The sequence below is a fragment of the Halostagnicola larsenii XH-48 genome (genome assembly GCF_000517625.1).
In the GTDB taxonomy this organism is placed as follows: domain Archaea; phylum Halobacteriota; class Halobacteria; order Halobacteriales; family Natrialbaceae; genus Halostagnicola; species Halostagnicola larsenii.
The window spans coordinates 1,803,683-1,820,884 of the sequence record NZ_CP007055.1; the positions used below are offsets into that span (position 1 = coordinate 1,803,683).

17 protein-coding genes are annotated in these 17,202 nt (G+C 61.8%); 8 read left to right on the forward strand and 9 right to left on the reverse strand.

Annotated elements, in window-relative coordinates:
* Positions 1-20 precede the first annotated feature (20 nt).
* Together HALLA_RS09140 and HALLA_RS09145 are read left to right on the forward strand one after the other, a co-directional pair.
* A complete protein-coding gene (locus HALLA_RS09140) occupies positions 21-1,283 on the forward strand; it encodes a cation:proton antiporter (protein WP_049953063.1) in 1,263 nt (420 codons plus the stop codon).
* Positions 1,284-1,378: 95 nt separating this feature from the next.
* Complete coding sequence (locus tag HALLA_RS09145; RefSeq protein WP_049953064.1) at positions 1,379-2,041, forward strand: HAD family hydrolase; 663 nt, start codon at positions 1,379-1,381, stop codon at positions 2,039-2,041.
* Between the two features lie 24 nt (positions 2,042-2,065).
* On the opposite strand, the gene HALLA_RS09150 is transcribed toward HALLA_RS09145, so the two are convergent.
* Genes HALLA_RS09150 through HALLA_RS09160 form a run of 3 tightly spaced genes read right to left on the reverse strand, consistent with a single transcriptional unit; the run spans position 2,066 to position 3,656 of the window.
* Positions 2,066-2,464, reverse strand: coding sequence for a hypothetical protein (locus HALLA_RS09150; protein ID WP_049953065.1), 399 nt, complete (start codon positions 2,462-2,464; stop codon positions 2,066-2,068).
* Between the two features lie 46 nt (positions 2,465-2,510).
* Positions 2,511-2,966 carry a DUF2240 family protein gene (locus tag HALLA_RS09155; RefSeq protein WP_049953066.1) on the reverse strand — a complete coding sequence of 152 codons (456 nt, stop codon included), beginning with the start codon at positions 2,964-2,966 and terminating at the stop codon, positions 2,511-2,513.
* Positions 2,967-3,020: 54 nt separating this feature from the next.
* Positions 3,021-3,656 (reverse strand): reverse transcriptase-like protein, encoded by a 636-nt coding sequence (locus tag HALLA_RS09160; RefSeq protein WP_049953068.1) that lies wholly within the window; start codon positions 3,654-3,656, stop codon positions 3,021-3,023.
* Positions 3,657-3,827: 171 nt separating this feature from the next.
* On the opposite strand from HALLA_RS09160, the gene HALLA_RS09165 reads away from it, so the two are divergent.
* Positions 3,828-4,739: a DMT family transporter gene (locus HALLA_RS09165; RefSeq protein WP_049953069.1), complete on the forward strand. Its 912-nt coding sequence runs from the start codon at positions 3,828-3,830 to the stop codon at positions 4,737-4,739.
* 3 nt (positions 4,740-4,742) lie between these two features.
* On the opposite strand, the gene HALLA_RS09170 is transcribed toward HALLA_RS09165, so the two are convergent.
* Both HALLA_RS09170 and HALLA_RS09175 read right to left on the reverse strand, forming a co-directional pair.
* Positions 4,743-5,021 carry a hypothetical protein gene (locus HALLA_RS09170; RefSeq protein WP_049953070.1) on the reverse strand — a complete coding sequence of 93 codons (279 nt, stop codon included), beginning with the start codon at positions 5,019-5,021 and terminating at the stop codon, positions 4,743-4,745.
* Positions 5,022-5,377: 356 nt separating this feature from the next.
* On the reverse strand, positions 5,378-7,609 hold the full coding sequence (locus HALLA_RS09175; RefSeq protein WP_049953071.1) for a CDC48 family AAA ATPase: 2,232 nt from the start codon (positions 7,607-7,609) through the stop codon (positions 5,378-5,380).
* Positions 7,610-7,847: 238 nt separating this feature from the next.
* Between HALLA_RS09175 and larC the strand changes: the two genes are divergently transcribed.
* Positions 7,848-9,260, forward strand: a complete 1,413-nt coding sequence (gene larC, locus HALLA_RS09180; RefSeq protein WP_049953072.1) for a nickel pincer cofactor biosynthesis protein LarC — start codon at positions 7,848-7,850, stop codon at positions 9,258-9,260.
* A 34-nt stretch (positions 9,261-9,294) separates the two neighbouring features.
* On the opposite strand, the gene HALLA_RS09185 is transcribed toward larC, so the two are convergent.
* Both HALLA_RS09185 and HALLA_RS09190 read right to left on the reverse strand, forming a co-directional pair.
* Positions 9,295-9,717, reverse strand: coding sequence for a hypothetical protein (locus HALLA_RS09185; protein ID WP_049953073.1), 423 nt, complete (start codon positions 9,715-9,717; stop codon positions 9,295-9,297).
* A 306-nt stretch (positions 9,718-10,023) separates the two neighbouring features.
* The gene (locus tag HALLA_RS09190) at positions 10,024-10,632 is read right to left on the reverse strand and encodes a hypothetical protein (protein ID WP_157231354.1); all 609 of its coding nucleotides are present in this window, start codon (positions 10,630-10,632) and stop codon (positions 10,024-10,026) included.
* Between the two features lie 723 nt (positions 10,633-11,355).
* Here HALLA_RS09190 and HALLA_RS09195 point away from each other — a divergent pair.
* Entirely contained in the window at positions 11,356-12,885 is a 1,530-nt protein-coding gene (locus HALLA_RS09195) for a hypothetical protein (RefSeq protein WP_049953075.1), read from the forward strand.
* A 121-nt stretch (positions 12,886-13,006) separates the two neighbouring features.
* On the opposite strand, the gene HALLA_RS09200 is transcribed toward HALLA_RS09195, so the two are convergent.
* On the reverse strand, positions 13,007-13,768 hold the full coding sequence (locus tag HALLA_RS09200) for a hypothetical protein (RefSeq protein WP_049953076.1): 762 nt from the start codon (positions 13,766-13,768) through the stop codon (positions 13,007-13,009).
* Positions 13,769-13,916: 148 nt separating this feature from the next.
* Here HALLA_RS09200 and radB point away from each other — a divergent pair, with 148 nt between their 5' ends.
* Positions 13,917-14,636: a DNA repair and recombination protein RadB gene (gene radB, locus HALLA_RS09205; protein WP_049953077.1), complete on the forward strand. Its 720-nt coding sequence runs from the start codon at positions 13,917-13,919 to the stop codon at positions 14,634-14,636.
* A gap of 89 nt (positions 14,637-14,725) precedes the next feature.
* Here the strand turns inward: radB and HALLA_RS09210 are convergent, their stop codons facing one another.
* Positions 14,726-15,883, reverse strand: a complete 1,158-nt coding sequence (locus tag HALLA_RS09210) for a CBS domain-containing protein (RefSeq protein WP_049953078.1) — start codon at positions 15,881-15,883, stop codon at positions 14,726-14,728.
* 102 nt (positions 15,884-15,985) lie between these two features.
* Here HALLA_RS09210 and HALLA_RS09215 point away from each other — a divergent pair, with 102 nt between their 5' ends.
* Both HALLA_RS09215 and HALLA_RS09220 read left to right on the forward strand, forming a co-directional pair.
* Positions 15,986-16,309 carry a lycopene cyclase domain-containing protein gene (locus HALLA_RS09215; protein WP_049953079.1) on the forward strand — a complete coding sequence of 108 codons (324 nt, stop codon included), beginning with the start codon at positions 15,986-15,988 and terminating at the stop codon, positions 16,307-16,309.
* A gap of 85 nt (positions 16,310-16,394) precedes the next feature.
* Complete coding sequence (locus tag HALLA_RS09220; protein ID WP_084568976.1) at positions 16,395-17,174, forward strand: CAP domain-containing protein; 780 nt, start codon at positions 16,395-16,397, stop codon at positions 17,172-17,174.
* Positions 17,175-17,202 lie beyond the last annotated feature (28 nt).

A 17,202-nucleotide genomic window follows, 5' to 3' on the forward strand; every position in this document is an offset into this window, starting at 1 on the left:
CCCGTCGGGGGTGAGACAGAGTGGCGACTGAAACCACGCTGATCGAAATCGGCGTGCTGTTCGCCACCGCCGCAAGCGCCGGCGTGCTTGCGAACCGGCTCGGACAGTCGGTCATCCCGTTTTACATTCTCGCCGGCATGACCCTCGGCCAGTACGTACTTGGTGCAACTCCGGTTCCCGAGTTTCTCACTCCGCTCGTCGGCGAGACGTTCCCGCACCTGGTCGAAACCGACTTCATCTACCTGGGCGCGGAACTCGGAATCGTCTTTCTGCTGTTTTTCCTCGGCCTCGAGTTCAACCTCGAGCGGCTGTTGGCAACCAAAAACCGCATCGGGAAGGCCGGGACAATCGATCTCGTATTGAATTTCGGTGCCGGGATGGCGCTTGGCTGGTACTTTTTCGGCGACTTCCTGGCCGCGTTCGTCGTCGCCGGAATCGTCTACATCTCCTCGTCGGCGATCATCACCAAGTCGCTCATCGACCTCGGCTGGATCGCAAACGACGAAGCGGACCCGATGCTCGGGACTCTCGTCTACGAGGATCTGTTCATCGCTATCTACCTCGCGGTCGTCTCCGCGCTCGTCATCGGTAGCGGCGATATCGGCGAAGCGATGGGCCAGATCGGTGCCGCGATGGCGTTCATCCTCGGACTGCTGGTGCTCGTCTACTTCGGAACCGCGTGGTTCCAGCGGGCACTCGAGACCGATTCGCACGAATTCCTCGTGCTCCGGACGCTGGGCGTCCTCGTGCTGGTCTCCGGTGGCGCCCTCGCGCTCGGCGTCAGCGAGGCGGTCGCTGCCTTCTTCATCGGGATGGCCTTTTCCTCGACGGATCACGTGCACGATCTCGAGCAACTGTTAGAACCCCTGCGTGACACGTTCGCGGCCGTCTTCTTCTTCTGGATCGGCCTGTTGACCGACCCGAGCGTGTTCGTCGGCGTCGCGGGCATGATCGCCATCGCCGCCCTCCTCACGACCCCGAGTAAACTCGTGAGCGGATACCTCGGGGGACGCATCTACGACCTCGACGAGCGGCGATCGGTCCGCGTTGGGCTCGGGATGGTCACCCGCGGAGAGTTCTCGCTGATCATCGCGAGCACCGTCATCGCGGCGAGCGGTTCGGGTGGACCGATCGGCGACGGAATCGCCGATACGATCTACGCCTTCACGGTCGGTTACGTCCTGCTCATGAGCATCCTCGGAACGACGCTCATGCAGTACTCCGATCGGATCGAGGCGGTGGTCCTCCCGCGGCTTCAGAGCGGATCCGGGACGGAGTCATAATCAGTGGCTACGCTCGACGAGACTCGAGCGCGCCAACCGAGTACTCCATTTCGAAAAAAGATACCTTGAAAGCCGTTCGGTTCCTTCTATCGATCATGGTAGAGGCGATCGTCTTCGATCTCGACGAAACGCTCGCCGTTCCTGATCGTGATCGAGCGACGATTCTCGAGGACGTCACGGCTGCAACGGGGACGCCGCCGATCAGTCGCGAATCGTACCTCGACGCACACCGCCAGCACCTCACCAGGAAGACTCGAGAGCCGATTTTCGCCGAACTGTTGGCCGGCCGAGAGACGGACACCGACGCCGAAGAGCTGACCACGGCGTACCGGCGGACTATCGCGGAGTCGCTCGCTCCAATTTCCGGCGTCGAATCCCTGCTCGCGGAGCTCAAAGACACCTACAGCGTCGGCTTGCTCACGAACGGGCCGGTTCGCGCCCAGCGGGACAAACTCGAGACCCTCGGCTGGGAACGCACCTTCGATGCGGCGCTCGTGACGGGCGAACTCGAGGCGGGAAAACCCGACCCGCGGGCGTTCGGCGCGATCCTGTCCGAACTGGACGTGGACGCCGCGAGCGCGGTCTACGTCGGTGACGACGTCGAAGCCGATATCGCCGGCGCGACGAACGCCGGAATGGATGCGATTCAAATACTGAAACCCGACGGACCCGACCCGGACGACCGGGCGCTCGCACACCTCGAGCAACACTCAATCGCGCGGGAACTGCCTGCTGTGCTCGGGCGACTCGAGCGTTGACTGACTGCTGTACGAAAAGCGCTGTTACTCCTCGAGCGACCGGCTTACCTCGTCGAAAACGTCCGTCGCTCGTTTGACTTCGCCGCCGTCCTCGACGAACACGAGCGTCTTCGGGGGCGTCGTTGCTTTCGGGCGGACTCTGAGGCCGACCGCTTCGGCGGCGTCTGCCGCGCGCTCTTGTCCCCGCTCGAATTCGACGCGAGTTCGGTCCTCGTGGACGAATACGCGAGCGAACAGCGCACCACCGCCGGCCGGTCTCGCTCGTTCGATGTCGTAGGCTCGAGCGCCGTCGGCGGTCGGTTCGACGTCCGTGTCGGCGTCGACGACCGCGAGTCGCTCGAGGTGGCCGTCCTCACGACCGTCGAGTTCGCTTGCGAGTAGTTCGGCGATTCGTCGGCCGTCGGTGATCCGCGCCTCGACCATACCAGCGGGTAGGCCCCGTCGAATTAATCGGCTTCGGTCGAGGGACTCAGTCGCCAGCAGTGGTCAGGGCGCGTCTGGCGACGGGGGCGAGATCCGAGACGTCGATTCCCTCGCGACGAGCGTAGACGACGGCCGCGGCTTCGATCGTAATCTCGAGTTCCTGCTGGAGCGTGTTGATCGCCCCGACGGCTTCGTGTTTCTCGGTTCCCTCGGCGACGAGTGCGTCGAGGACGCGTTCGAACGCGGAGCGCTCCGCGAGAAGGTCCTCGTCGGGAACGAAATCGTCGGGAATCGTCACCGTCGCGGGATCGAACGCTAGTTCGAGGTCGGTCCCGTCGTGGGCCAGAAGGTCCTCCTGTGTGGCGATGTCGATCAGCCGCTTGGCCTGGTCGGGTGAAAACCAGTCCCGATCCAGCGAGAGGGCGACGACGAACTCGTTCTCTCGAAGTCGCTCCGTCCCGTTCTGGACGAACGGCGCAGCGACGGCGACGCGAAGACTCATCGAAATTGACTCTTCAGGGCGAGGAAATAACGATGGCGGTTCGTACTGGGGCACTCAATCCGACGCTCGGTTGCCGCCGTTTCGGTTTGCTCGAGACGGCGGTGGAACTTCGGAAATCGTCGGCTCCGGCGGGTCGGGGAGCACGCACCGGTCGAGTTCGCCGTTTACGTGCTCGTACTGCATCGGTTCGTTCGCGAGCGGATGCGCGGGATTTTGGTTGCTGTCGATTCGCGCGGCGCGAATCTCTGCGAATCCGTTGACTCGAGCCCGAATGCCCCGCCAGTGATACTCCGTTTCTGGCGGGACCGAAAACGGCCGCGGCGGTTTCCGGTCGGGATGGTTCGTCGCCAGAATCGCGTTGTTGACGTTGCTGGCGAGCGAATCGTGATCGATGAGAACGCCGACGCTTGCGTGTCGTGGAGCGCGGGCGGCCAGCACGTCGAGTCCGAGATGTAACGCCCGATACTCGGCGACGTTGTTGTCCGGCGGGGTGTCAGTGGTCGCAACGCGTGCGACTCGAGTGCCGTCTCTCGTTTCGATCACTGCACCGAGCCCACCGCCCGTCTTTCGGAACGACCCGTCGGTCGCGACGTAGAAGTCGCGATGATGGGTTTTAGGTGGGTGTGCGATGTGAGGAGTCGGTGACTCGTCGAACAGGTCCCGCAATGCGGGGCGGCCGTGGGCGGCCATACTCTCAGTTGGTCCTGTAGCTAACTTAAAGTTTTGCCAGGTATCTGCCTGTGAAATCTCGACAGAACGCTGTTGAGACGAGGAGATAAGTCGCGAATTGTGACATTATCTGACGGCAGCGCGAGCAGAAGGAAACGCAACGTATAGGATTCGAGAACGAAAAGTCGACTCGTGAGCCGGTCTCGTACCCTCCTGTTGTTCCTCCTGCTTTCGGTCCTCTGGGGGTCGGCGTTCGTCGCGATCAGCGCCGGGCTCTCACACTTCCCGCCGGTGTTGTACGCCGCACTGCGCTACGACATCGCGGGTCTCCTGATGCTCGGGTACGCCGCGTACGCCGCCGAGGACTGGATTCCGCGGGGGAGCCGCGAGTGGCAGGTCGTGGCTGTCGGCGCGGTGTTGCTCATCGCCAGCTATCACGCGTTTCTGTTCGTCGGCCAGCAACACACGACAGCGGCCGCGGCGGCGATTCTGGTCAGTCTCTCACCGGTTTTGACGACCGGATTCGCGCGGATGCTGTTTCCTGCGGACGCGCTCTCGCCGACTGGTATCGGCGGCGTCGTCCTCGGGCTTATCGGCGTCGCCATCATCGCCCAACCGGATCCGTCGGACCTGCTCGCGACCGACGTAATCGCGACGCTGCTGGTCTTTCTCGCCGCGACGTCGTTCGCGCTCGGCAGCGTTCTGACGCGGCGAATCGACGCCCCGATCGAAATCGAAACGATGGAAGCGTGGTCGATGCTCGGCGGCGCGCTCGTGATGCACGTAGTGAGCCTCGCACTTCGAGAACCGATCGAGCCGTCCGCATGGACCCATCCCGAGGCTATCGGTGCGCTCGCATACCTCTCGATCGCCGCAAGCGCAGTCGGATTTTTGCTCTACTTCGAGTTACTCGAGCGCCTCGGTGCGGTCGAGATCAACATGGTCTCGTACGTCGCCCCGATCGTCGCCGCGGTGGTCGGCTGGCTCTACCTCGGCGAAGCGATCGATCCGGCCACAGCTCGCGGGTTTGCCTGCATCGCCACTGGCTTTCTCATCGTCAAACGAAAATCGATAGGGCGCGCTGTCACCACAATCGGTCGGTAAGCGTCAGTGTTCGTCTTCGCTCCGGTAGGAATGCCCCACGTAGAGCGCCCCGAGATTGAGAACGAGCAGGCCGAGGAAGATTCCGGTTTCCGTCCCGCTCGAGAGTCCCGTCACGAGCAACGGCACGTAGAAAAACGGCAAGACGATCGCCAGCCAAAAGCTCGTTACTCGAATCGGTTTCGCTATCGACGGGAAATAGCGCTCGAGCGTGTTCGCATCCTGTCCGTCGGTAGATTCGCCCCGCCCCGCAGTTCGGTGATCGTGTGATGATTGGTTCGACATTACAATACCAGATGACAGGACCTACCCCGCTGTCGTGGAAATAGGGGGCCGATCGTCTCGAGAAGTTGCGGAGAATTCAGACGAATGTAGGCGAATGTAGCGTTCGTTGGCGATGGCTACCGACAAAAAACCGGACGAGTTGGCCCGGAGAGTGCCGCCCGCCCGTGACTGGGCCGATACTCGAGATCGCCGATCGGTCGGCGGACAATGGCTGCGTTCGCTCGCGAAACTGCGAGGTAATCAGTGATTACTCGAGATCGTAGCCGGCCCCTAACCATGATACGCAGCGCTGACGGCTCTGGAATCCGTGCCAGTACAGGCAAAAACCGCAACGGGCTCGAGGCCGGGCGATCGCGTTACTGGAAGCCGATGCGACTGCCGCGACGACCCGTGCCCGGTTCGGTCACGCTGGAGCCGCCCGCGAAGTCTTCCTTGATCTGCTCGTAGTAGTCTAAGATGTCGTCGGTGATCGTCGGTCGAACGTTCTCCATGGCCTGTCTGAAGTGACGCATTTCGACGACATCGGCCTCGGTGTCCTCGCGAAGCGCTTCGATAGCCGCCTCGCGGCCGATCGACTCGAGGTCGCTGCCGACGTAGCCGTCCGTAATTTCGGCGATTTCCGCCAGACTGACGTCCGCCGCCAGCGGCGTATCCTCGGTGTGGATCTCGAGGATGCGCTCGCGCCCCTCGACATCAGGCTCGCCGATCATGACGAGCCGATCGAACCGACCTGATCGGAGCAACGCGGGGTCGATCATGTCCGGGCGGTTCGTCGCGCCGATGACCATCACGTTACCCATATCCTCGAGGCCGTCGAGTTCGGTCAGCAGCTGATTGACGACCCGTTCGGAGACGTTCGAGCCGACTTCGCCGCCCCGTCCGGGCGCGAGCGCGTCGAGTTCGTCGAAGAAGATCACCGTCGGGGAGACCTGCCGCGCTTTGCGGAAGGTCTGGCGGATCGCCTTCTCGGATTCGCCGACCCACTTCGAGAGGAGCTGTGGCCCGCGAACGGAGATGAAGTTCGCGTTGGTCTCGTTGGCCACGGCCTTCGCCATCAGGGTCTTGCCGGTGCCGGGCGGGCCGTACAGCAAGACGCCCGCCGGCGGATCGATGCCCATCCGCTCGAAGCGCTCTGCGTTGTTCAGCGGCCACTCGACTGATTCCTGGACCTGATCTTTGGCCTCGTGGAGGCCGCCGACATCGTCCCAGGAGATCTTCGGTAACTCGACGAGGACCTCCCGCATCGCCGAGGGCTCGACCTCGTTGAGCGCGCCGCTGAAGTCGTCGCGTTTGACGATCATCCGATCGATCAGGCTCGGCGGGATGTCCTCCTCGTCGAGGTCGATCTCGGGGAGGTATCGTCGAAGCGCTTTCATCGCGGCTTCCTTGGTCAGGCTCTCGATGTCCGCGCCGACGAAGCCGTGGGTTTCGTCCGCCAGGTGCGAGAGGCTGACGTCGTCGGAGAGGGGCATCCCACGCGTGTGGATCTGTAGGATTTCCTCGCGACCGACTTCGTCCGGGACGCCGATTTCGATCTCCCGGTCGAACCGACCGGGGCGGCGCAGTGCCGGATCGACCGAATCGACGCGGTTCGTCGCGGCGATGACGATGACCTGCCCGCGAGCCTCGAGGCCGTCCATCATCGTCAACAGCTGTGCGACGACGCGGCGTTCGACCTCGCCCGTGACGTCCTCGCGTTTGGGCGCGATGGAGTCGAGTTCGTCGATGAAGATGATCGCGGGCGATTCCTCGCTCGCGTCCTCGAAGATCTCGCGCAACTGCTGTTCGGATTCGCCGTAGTATTTCGAGATGATCTCCGGGCCCGCGATAGAGAAGAAACTCGCGGAGGTTTCGTTGGCGACCGCTTTCGCGAGGAGGGTCTTTCCGGTCCCGGGCGGTCCGTGGAGCAACACCCCCTGTGGCGGCTCGATCCCCAGTTTCTTGAAGATCTGCGGGTGTTTCATCGGCAACTCGACCATCTCGCGGACCCGCTGGATCTCGCTTTGGAGGCCGCCGATATCCTCGTAGGTGATTCCACCGCCGGTTTTCTCGAAGCCCGAGATGGGCTCTTCTCGGAGTTCCACGTCAGTATCCTCCGTGATCAGGACGACGCCTTCTGGTTCGGTCTCGACGGCGATGAGGGGGATCGCCTGTCCCGGTGATCGCATGAACGGGTGGTTCGTCGAGGACATGACCGGGACGATATCCTTGCCGACGACCGGTCGTTTCAGAATCTGGCGTTTGACCATGCCCGCGGCGTCGGAACCGAACTGAACCGATGCCTCTTCGGGCGGCGCGAGGACGAGTTTGTTCGCCTTCGTCGCCTCCGCCTTCCGAATCGTCACTCGTTCGCCGATACCCACGTCGGCGTTCTGGCGCGTGAAGCCGTCGATTCGGACGGTATCCGTATTCCAATCCTGCCGGTCCGCGCGCCACACCTTCGCGGCGGTCGTGTCCGCACCTTCTATTTCGATGATGTCGCCCGGACTGAGCTTGAGATGCAACAGCGTGTCCGGATCGAGTCGGGCGATACCGCGCCCCGAATCGTTCGGGTACGCTTTCGCAACCTCGAGTTGAACTTCGTTCATATTTCGGAATGGACGGCGTTGTCTGTAACTCCGGTACGTGATCGGATAGGTTTTGTGCTCGTGTGAGGAGCTACTGTGAGCGGGTGCCCCACCATGCTACTTTCTAACACATGATCGTCGGACAGGGAGGTACATAGATGTACCGGCGTCGTCCGATTTCGCCGTCATAACGTCCCTCTCGAGACCCTGTCGCGCGGAAGAACGAGGACTTTTGGTGGAGCCTACCGCCCTCGTAGACATGACACTCCTGGCGTTCGACGGTCGAATGGGTGCCAGCGGCGATATGCTCCTCGCCGCCCTTCTCGACGCCGGCGGGGACCCGACGGTCCTCGAGCCAGTCGAAGACGCGCTGTCTCTTGAGTACCGAATCGACGAGACGACGAAGTGTGGAATCACCGCGACGACGGTGGACGTGGTATTGACCGACTACCAGGACGAAACGGACTCCGAAGCGGGTCTCGAGGGGGTCGACGATCACAGCCACGGCGGCGACAACAACGATCGCGATGGCAGCGGTCACAGCCACGACGACAACAGCAACGGTCACGACGGCGGCAGTCACACCCACGACGGTGACGGCAACAGCCATGCCAATCACGAGCACAGCCACGACCACGGCGACGACGCGACTCACGCCGAGGGCCACGGCCCGCATCGTAGCTACCTCGAGGTCTGCGAAATCGTCGAGGAGATGGGCCTCGACGCGGCAGTCGAACGCGACGCGCTTGCCATCTTCGAACTGCTGGGCGAAGCGGAAGCGAGCGTCCACGGCGAGAACCTCGAGGAGATCCACTTCCACGAGGTCGGAGCCGACGATGCCATCGCGGACGTCGTGGGGGCCGTCCTGTTGCTCTCCGATCTCGAGCCCGACCGCGTCGTCACCACGCCGCTTGCGACCGGCGGCGGAACGGTCTCGATGAGCCACGGCCGGTATCCGGTTCCGACCCCGGCGGTCGTCGAACTCGCCGAGCGCGCTGACTGGTCGCTTCGGGGCGGACCGGTCGAAACCGAATTACTCACTCCAACGGGGGCGGCGATTCTCGGCCACGTCGCCGAGGGTGTCGATTCGCTCCCCTCGCTCTCGCTCGAGGAGTCCGGCTACGGCGCCGGCGGCTACGATCTGGACCCGCACCCGAACGTCCTCCGCGCACTGGTCGGCGAGGCCGACGCCGCGGGCCCGCTCGTGCGCGACGACATCACGGTCCTCGAGACGAACCTCGACGACGCGACGCCGGAAGTGCTGGGCGGACTGCAGGAAACGCTCACTGAGGCGGGCGCTCGAGACGTCTCGATCCTTCCCGCGACGATGAAAAAGTCCCGCCCCGGTCACCTCGTGAAGGTCATCTGCAAACCCGAGAACCGCGAGCGCGTGACCCGAGCGCTGGCCGAGGAAACCGGAACGCTCGGCATCCGCGAAACGGGGGCGACCCACCGGTGGATCGCCAACCGGGAGTTCGAAACCGTCGCGCTCGAGCGCGACGGAGACCGCTACGAGGTCGGCGTGAAAATCGCGAGCGACGCGGACGGGGCCGTCTACGACGTGAGCGCGGAGTACGACGACGCGGCGGCGGTGGCCCTCGAGACCCGGTGGTCGGTTCGGGAGGTGCTTCGACGCGCGGAAGAAAAGGGGCGAGAATCGCTCGAGGAGTGAGAGCCGGTACTAATTACCCGGTACTGACGTTTCACTACTCAGTACTGACGTTGACTTCCCCGTCCTCGCCGTCTTCGCCGTCTTCGGCGACGGTGTCTCCTCGATCGATATCGACGTGTTCCTCGCCGGTCACGACCGTACTGCTCTGGTTCGTGGACGTGTGCTGGCTCGTCGAACCGTTCGACTCGGTGCTCTGCGACGAGGTGCTCGTCGCGACACTGTGGGAGACGACGCGCTCGTCTTCCGTATCCCAGACGATCGTCCGTACCGTCGAGGTGACGGTGGTTCCGTCGTCGCTCGATTCGTTCGTCTCGATGGTAATGTTCAGCATGGACTCGTTTTCCACTTCTTCGCACTCGATCTCGGCGTCTTCGGGCAGTTCGTCGACGGAGACGTTGGCATCGATGGATTCGTTCGACGCGTTGAGCGCGTCGTAGCACTCGTCGCTCAGATTCATTTCGTTCTCACTATGGGTATCATCACCTGTCGAGTTGTTGATTCCGGAGACAGCGACAATACCAACACCTGCTATCACTACTACGCAGACGACCAGTATCACTCCTGTCGTTGGTATTCGGTTCATTGATCAGTGGCTGGATCAGCTATCAACGCTGCCCGTTGAAAGTATTTTTATTGATTTTACGTACTATAGGAATTGTTTACATGTCTCTCGAGTAGTGGTGTGATCTGATTGTACGCTAAAAAATTGAAGGTGAGTAGAACGCGGGTCGATTCCCGCTTAGCAGCGTTCTGTCAGCTGAGTTTACACTTCGATGTCGAGCTCGAGCAGCTCTATAATCTCGTCAAGGGAATCCTGAATACCAGTGAGGTCAGTAGTTCCGTCATCTCCACCATCGTCAGCTCCGCCATCGTCAGCTCCACCATCTTCAACGGTGGTTTCCTCTTCGAATTCCTGCTCGGCCTCGACATCAGCGTCGCCGCCGTCGCCGCCGTCGCCGGCGTTGGCGTCACCGCTGACGTCGCCGACTTCAGCCGAGGAGTCAGCGTAGCCAGTCTGTTCCTGTGCGTTCTGCTGGTTCACGTTCTGGAACTGGCTCGGTCCAGCGTCCCCACCATCGTCGTACTTGTTGTGGTCGGGGTTGTCAGCAGGACTCGAACTGCTCGCTGCCTGCGTGTTGGAGTTCGAAGCATCCTGCTCTTGGTCAACGATTGCTGGACCGGTTTCGACGTCTACGTTGTGGCCCTCGTGCGTCGCATCGCCGCCGTCGCCGCCGTCGCCGCCAACTCCGACACCGATATTGTTGGCGGATTCATTGGTGTCGTTCTGTGCCGCTGCTGTCCCGGCGAACCCCATGAACATGAGGCTGCCGACCAGTGCGAATACCATCAGCGCTGTGAATGTGCGTTTCATATTTGGTTAGTGCATCGTCCGGGCATACACGCGCGGACCGCCGAAACCGGGTCGTCACCAGCGCACCGCGTTTCTGGATTCGGCACCAGTCTCGAGTGCGCGGTTCCTCGCGGGATCTCGACCGATCCGAGCGATGCCACGGCGCGTTGCCCGGTTGGTTCCGACCATCAGCGCCCGTATTAACCCGAATTACAGTTTCAATGATCTATTGTCGATTGTGTGGCCGTTCGACCAACGTTACATTTGCTTTCGAAGTTGTCAGTCACTGTATCACCAATTTATCGTCGGAACGGACAGCCTATCGACAATTTCGCGTCTATATCTCGTGCTTACTCCCGCGGTGTAGTCGGCGTAATCTCGCATACACACGGTCCGAAACAGGTGTCGGTCCGGTTTTCAAGACTGTTCCTCAATCCGGTGGGTCACTGACTCGTGGATGTTACCGCCTACGTTCTCGAGACGGTGAACGAAACGGGCGGAATTCGGCGTGTTTTCGTCTGTCACACCGTCTCGGAACCGCCTAACCCGGACGATTTCGCCGGTAGTAGTCACCTTCGTAACCGGCCCAAAACTCGAGCGGCGCGCTCGGGGCGGTAACGACCTTGTTCTCTATTACAACCTACAGATAACAAAGACACTATTCGGAAAATGATGGTTCGCACCGTGAAGATGCAGTAAGAAAAGACCCTCACAGGGCATTTGAAACGATAACAAAAATACACGATGATATCACGATCACAACTTACGACAGTTCTCGTCGCCGCGATGCTCGCGCTCTCGATGACGGGTGCGGCCCTCCCCGCGACCGCACAGGAGGATTCCGGCGAGGATGACAGAACGATCCACACGCTCGAGGACGGAGAAGACCTCTACTTCGTCTTCGGCGCGGATCTCGGCGATCAATCAGTAGAAGAGTACGTCGACGAACACTTAGAGAGCGAAGCCAGCGCCGCCTCCGACGGCTCGAGTCCGGCTGCGGATATCGTCCAGTATCAGGACGTGAACCAGACGAACGTCGACATTCAGGAAGGCGCAGCCTCAATCTCCATCGACGGCGGCGACGCGACCGCTATCCAAGAGTCTCAACAGACGAACGAGAACACCCAGGAGGGCGAAGCCATCTCCGAGAACCAGAACCTCGAGGAGCAAAACGTCCAGTTCGAGGATGTCGGTGACGTCTACTTCCTCTTCGGCGATGACAACACCCAGCGCTTCGACGGCTGGGCGGTTGCCGGCGAAAAAGGAGGCGATCACGACAAGAAACACGACAAGGAGATAAAGTACTCCGAAGCGACCGTCACGCAGCTACAGCAGGTCGATCAGGCGAACGTCAACGAACAGAGCGTCGCCTTCTCGATCGCCGAAAACGGCAGTGACGCGCTCTCGATTCAGGACAGTTCCCAGCTTAATTCCAACTCCCAGAGCGCGGTCGCGAACGCGCAGAACGTGAATCCGAGCACCGCTCAAGGCGGTACCCAGGTCGCCGCGTCGGACCTGGATCAGGCTCAGGAGAGTATGCAGACCAACATCAACCAGCAAGGCTTCGCCGTCGCGATCGCGATCGGCAACGAATCCACGGCGACGTCGATCCAGACGACGGACCAGTCGAACATCAACGAACAAGTCGGAAGCGCCTACTCGGCGTCCGTCCTCGAAGCGACGGAGGGCATGAACGTCGCGTCGGCGAGTACGAACGGCGGCTCCGACGTGGTCGAAACCGTTAGCGACAAACAGAAGACCGGCCACGACAAGAAGAAAGGAAGCGACAATACCGACGCGAGCGTCAGCCAGTACCAGAGCGTCGACCAGCTCAACCTCAACCAGCAGAGCTCCGCGGTCGCAATCGCACTCAACGGCAGCGAAGCGACTGCGATCCAGATCTCTCACCAGGAGAACCACAACGCACAGGTCGGCATCTCACAGGCGCTGCCGGCGAACGAGGCCGGATCGTCACCGGGCGTTCTCTACAGCGAGGAGACGACCGTCTCGCTCAAGGGAGACAACGCGTCGGACAACCCGATCATGACGATCGACTCCGACGTTGGCGGCCAACAAAAACAGGACGTCGCCTATCAGCCCGATGCGGACGTCGATCAGTACCAGTCGCTCTTCCAGGAGAACTTAAACGAACAGCAGGCTGCGTTCGCAGTTGCCGAGGATGGCGGTGAAGCGACATCGTCGCAAGTGAGCATGCAGTCCAACGAGAACGTTCAGTTCGGCTCCGCGATCGCTCCGTCTGCGATCCCGGCATAACCTGCTGGAGAGTCAAGCACCACACCATCTCGAGGCAGTCTCGAGATCGAAGCGTCCCTGATTTTTCGAGCCCAATTATCGGCCGAAGAGCGCCAGCAGTGCACTTCGAGCGCCGTCTTTCTTATTCTTCGTCGACGCCGGTCGTCGGTGAGTCGTCGGTTTCGCGGTGTTCGGCGAGGGCCTCGTCGATGCCCAACTCGCCCGCGGCGACGCGTTCGGCCAGCGAATCGTCGATCGCGCGGTTCGTTTCGCTGCGCTCGCGCGAGCGGTCTTTGATCACCTGCAACTCGCCGGCGGTGGGTTCGATCTCCCGACTCTCGACGGGGTCCCCCTCGAGTCTCGCGATATTCGCGGCCGCGAGGAGGTCGCCGGCCCCTCGAGCGCCCGTTCCCAGGTACGGCGTCGTCCCCGTTTCGTCGACGAGTTCGACGCGAACGCCCTCGAGTTGGTTGACGAGCTTTGCGCTCTGGAGCCGAGAGCCGTCGCCGATCCGAACCAGCGGGTCGACGGCTTCGGCCGCTTCGCGGGTGATGACATCGACTGCGTCGGCGATCGGAACCTGGAACGCGGCGACGATCATCTCCCCCGCGAGGACGGCGATACCCGGCTTTCGGCCGGGATCGACGCCGATGATCGTTCGGCCGCTCTCGCCGCGAAATGCGGCGAGGGCCTGCTCGACGGCGCGTCGTGACTCGTCCGGAACGGCGACGACCGTGGGAACGCCCTCGAACGCGTCTGCGTTGTCTTCGCCCGTGATCACGACGCCGGTCTGCTCGGGGAGGTCGTCGTCGGCTTCGATCGTCGTAAACGTCGCTCCGCGGTCGCGGAGTTCGTTGACGACGCCGTGGTAGACTTCGAAGTCGGTCGTTGCGACGACGATCACACACAGACGTTCGTCGCGGCGGGGAATAAACTATCCCGTTCGAAGAATGCGGCGCTCTCGGCTGGACTCAGTATGGGTGTGCAGTTCCGAAATCCGTCCTCGAGAACGGTTCCGGGAGGTTTTTGCTGGCAGCCATCCACGTTCGACCGTGAACGACGAGTCGATTCAGACCGGTTGTCCACCGGTCGACGAGTTGCTCGGCGGCGGCTTCGAGCGCGGCACCGTGACGCAACTGTACGGCCCGCCCGCCGCGGGCAAGACCAATCTGGCCCTCTCGAGCGCCGTCGAAACGGGTGCAAACGGCGGGACCGCGGTCTACATCGACACCGAAGGGGTCTCCGTCGATCGGTTTCAGCAACTGCTGTCCGCTCGCGTTGAATCCGGAGAGTCCGACCAGACGGTCGAGGATGTCGCCTCCCGAATCGTCATCGAGGACGCGCTCGATTTCGGGGAACAGGAGGAAGCCGTCCGGGACGCCGAGGAGTTCGCCGAGCGAGCGGACCTGATCGTCCTCGACAGCGCGACCGGCTTCTACCGACTCGAGCGGACCGGCGACAGCGACGGCGGGGAGGCGCTTCGGAGCGTCACCCGGCAGGTGACTCATCTCCTCTCGCTCGCGCGCAAGTACGATCTCGCGGTGGTTCTCACGAATCAGGTGTTCGCCGATCCGGACTCGGATCGAACGCGGGCACTCGGCGGGAACACCTTAGAGCACTGGACCGGCGTCGTCGTCCGCGTCGACCGATTCCGCGGCGGGAACCGGCGAGCGACGCTCGAGAAACACCGGTCGAAGGCGGCCGGTGAATCAGCGCAGTTCCAGATCACCGATACCGGACTCGAGGGAAGTAGCGACGGGTCGAATTTCTGATCGAACTGTGAGAGCGGTTGCTGACGTGCGGTTGTGGTAGTTCGTCGAGACAACCACCGACAAAAGACCGGGCGGCCCGCACCGCCGTCTCAGATTTCGTTGAGCTTTCGCAGCAGTTGACCGCGATACTCCTCGTCGCTCGCGATGCCTTTCATCTCGAGGACGTTTCGCTCGAGTTTGTCCAGCGCGACGCGGAAGCCGTTTTCAGCGCCGTAGCCTTCGCCGGTGCCGGCGACCTGTCCTTTGTTCGTCCGGAGTCGGATCTGCACCTGTACTAGGGGAGTTCCGCGGAGCTTTTCGTTGTGCTGGTGGAGGCGAACGTGGGCGTGCATCACCTGCATCTCCTGGTACTTGTCCGCGACCGACTGAATGCTCTCCGTGACGGACTCTCGAGTGATGGTATCGAGCAAGGATACGTTCGTAATCTGAACGTCCATGTGCTCTTCTTCCGTGTAAGTGAGCGCGCGGAGGACATCCGTCTTCGTCACGATGCCGTTGACGATGCGGTCGTCGTCCTTGGGGGTGACCATCAGGCCCGCATAGTCGTCGTCGAGCATCTCTTCGACCGCCTCCTTTGCCGTCGTATCGAGGGTCGTCGTTTCGACGGGACTGTTCATGATGTCGTAGACCGGCACGTCGAGCATTCGATCGTTGTCCCCGACGCGGTCTCCGGTCGTCATCCGTTCGTTCTGCCGGATGACGAAGTCCGCGATGTCGTGGGTGGTGACGACGCCGGTCAGGTAGCCGTTTTCGTTCAGGACCGGTAGCCGAGAGATCCCGTTCTCGCGCAGGTAGTTGATCGCCTTTCCGATCCCGTCGTTCTCGTCGACGGTGATCGGATCGTCGGAGTAGATATCCCCGACGGTGAGCGTATCTAAGTTCTCGAGGACGGCCTCGAGGATCGCGTCGCCGCTGATGACGCCCCAAAGGGCGTCGTTTTCGAACACCGGTGCGACCTTCGAGTTGCTCTCGATGAGCTGTCGTGCGGTCTCGCGGACGTCTTCGTACCGATCGAGTTTCGGTGCCGGCGAGTTTCGACTCGGTTTGAGCAGCGCCGACACTTTCGCGTCGTCCTCGACGTGGGATTGAAGGACCTCCCGCTCGCTGATGACGCCCTCGTACTCCCCGTCGTCGGTGACGATAATTCCTTTGGGGTTGCCGTTCTCGAAGGTCGAACGGACTTTCCCCATGCGTGTTCCGACATCTACTTCGATGAAGTCTTTGGTGGCGATATCAGCGATATCCATCGTTACGGGTGGGGCTACTCGCGCTGGGGTATTTAAGATAACGCCTGTAACGAACGGTTCCGGGGGACGCGCTTTTTTTGCACTGGAGGTGTAGGGGGCGCCATGATCCCCGATATTAGCGTCTTCGGTCGATACACCTACCTCGTGACGGAACTGTTCTGGGGAGCGATCGCACTGATCCTCCTTCGTCGAGCGGGCGCGCTTCGAAAGGCTGCCGTGACGATTCTCGCCCTGTATCCGGTGGCTTACGTCTGGGACAGGTATACGCTCGAGGTCGGCGTCTTCGACATCAAACTCCGAACGGGGACCGACATCGCCGGCATCCCGCTCGAAGAACACCTCTTCATGGCCGTCGTTCCCGGACTGGTGATCGCCTTTCACGAGACGATTTTCGGTCCCCGGAGGGAGGATCGATCCGCCGCCTGAGAACGCCAGACAGCATGTGGGACAGCCATCATGTCCTGCGACTAACCATGAACGTCTTAATACTCCGGCGTCTTGATACGAGTGAATGGGCCGTGGCCCCCCGTCCGATACCGATTCCCGCAGAACGGATTCCATCGACGAGGAGGAATCGTCTCCGACCGTCGCATCAAGACTGGCATCGGCCGCTCGGGTACTCCTCACGCTCGGGTTGCTCTGTGGACTCGTTATCAGTGCGATAGCGGTCGGTCCGACGCTCATCGACGATTTCGGCGATTTTGGCGAGTTCGACGACCTCCCAGCGCCCAGCGAGGATCCGCCACCGGCCGGCGAGCGCGACCCGGACGTCACCGATCCGGATGATCCGAACGAAACGAGCTACGAAACCGAAGTCGAGACGGTATCCTCCGAAACCGTCGAGGACTTCGTCCACGCGAAGGTCAACGACCGCCGTGCCGAACACGATCTCGAGGCGCTCGAATGGGACGGAACGATCGCCTCGGTCTCCCGGGCCCACAGCGAAGATATGGACGATCGGGACTATTTCGCACACACGAACCCCGATGGTGAAGACCCGTACGACCGGTTCGAAGACGTCTCGGATTACTGTCGGAGCTACGGAGAGAACCTGGCGATGAACTGGCTCGAGCGCCCCGTTCAAGAGCCAAACGAGAGTACGACCGTCGAGTACCAGACCGCAGAAGGGATCGCCGAAGCGCTCGTCGTACAGTGGATGAACTCGCCGGACCACCGCGATGCGATCCTCGAGGAGGGCCAGAGCCAATCGTGGGACCGCGCCGGCGTCGGCGTCTACCTCTCCGAAGACGGCGAGGTCTACGCATCGCAGAATTTCTGTACGGAGTGGTGACCAGCGGAGACGACCTGCTCTGTGACGA

Coding starts and splice junctions, on each gene's coding strand:
- HALLA_RS09195 (WP_049953075.1), top strand. CDS start 11,356: ATGATATCACGATCACAACTTACGACAGTTCTCGTCGCCGCGATGCTC.
- HALLA_RS09155 (WP_049953066.1), bottom strand. CDS start 2,966: ATGAGTCTTCGCGTCGCCGTCGCTGCGCCGTTCGTCCAGAACGGGACG.
- HALLA_RS09150 (WP_049953065.1), bottom strand. CDS start 2,464: ATGGTCGAGGCGCGGATCACCGACGGCCGACGAATCGCCGAACTACTC.
- HALLA_RS09145 (WP_049953064.1), top strand. CDS start 1,379: ATGGTAGAGGCGATCGTCTTCGATCTCGACGAAACGCTCGCCGTTCCT.
- HALLA_RS09220 (WP_084568976.1), top strand. CDS start 16,395: ATGGGCCGTGGCCCCCCGTCCGATACCGATTCCCGCAGAACGGATTCC.
- HALLA_RS09215 (WP_049953079.1), top strand. CDS start 15,986: ATGATCCCCGATATTAGCGTCTTCGGTCGATACACCTACCTCGTGACG.
- HALLA_RS09185 (WP_049953073.1), bottom strand. CDS start 9,717: ATGAATCTGAGCGACGAGTGCTACGACGCGCTCAACGCGTCGAACGAA.
- HALLA_RS09170 (WP_049953070.1), bottom strand. CDS start 5,021: ATGTCGAACCAATCATCACACGATCACCGAACTGCGGGGCGGGGCGAA.
- HALLA_RS09190 (WP_157231354.1), bottom strand. CDS start 10,632: ATGAAACGCACATTCACAGCGCTGATGGTATTCGCACTGGTCGGCAGC.
- HALLA_RS09175 (WP_049953071.1), bottom strand. CDS start 7,609: ATGAACGAAGTTCAACTCGAGGTTGCGAAAGCGTACCCGAACGATTCG.
- HALLA_RS09160 (WP_049953068.1), bottom strand. CDS start 3,656: ATGGCCGCCCACGGCCGCCCCGCATTGCGGGACCTGTTCGACGAGTCA.
- larC (WP_049953072.1), top strand. CDS start 7,848: ATGACACTCCTGGCGTTCGACGGTCGAATGGGTGCCAGCGGCGATATG.
- HALLA_RS09210 (WP_049953078.1), bottom strand. CDS start 15,883: ATGGATATCGCTGATATCGCCACCAAAGACTTCATCGAAGTAGATGTC.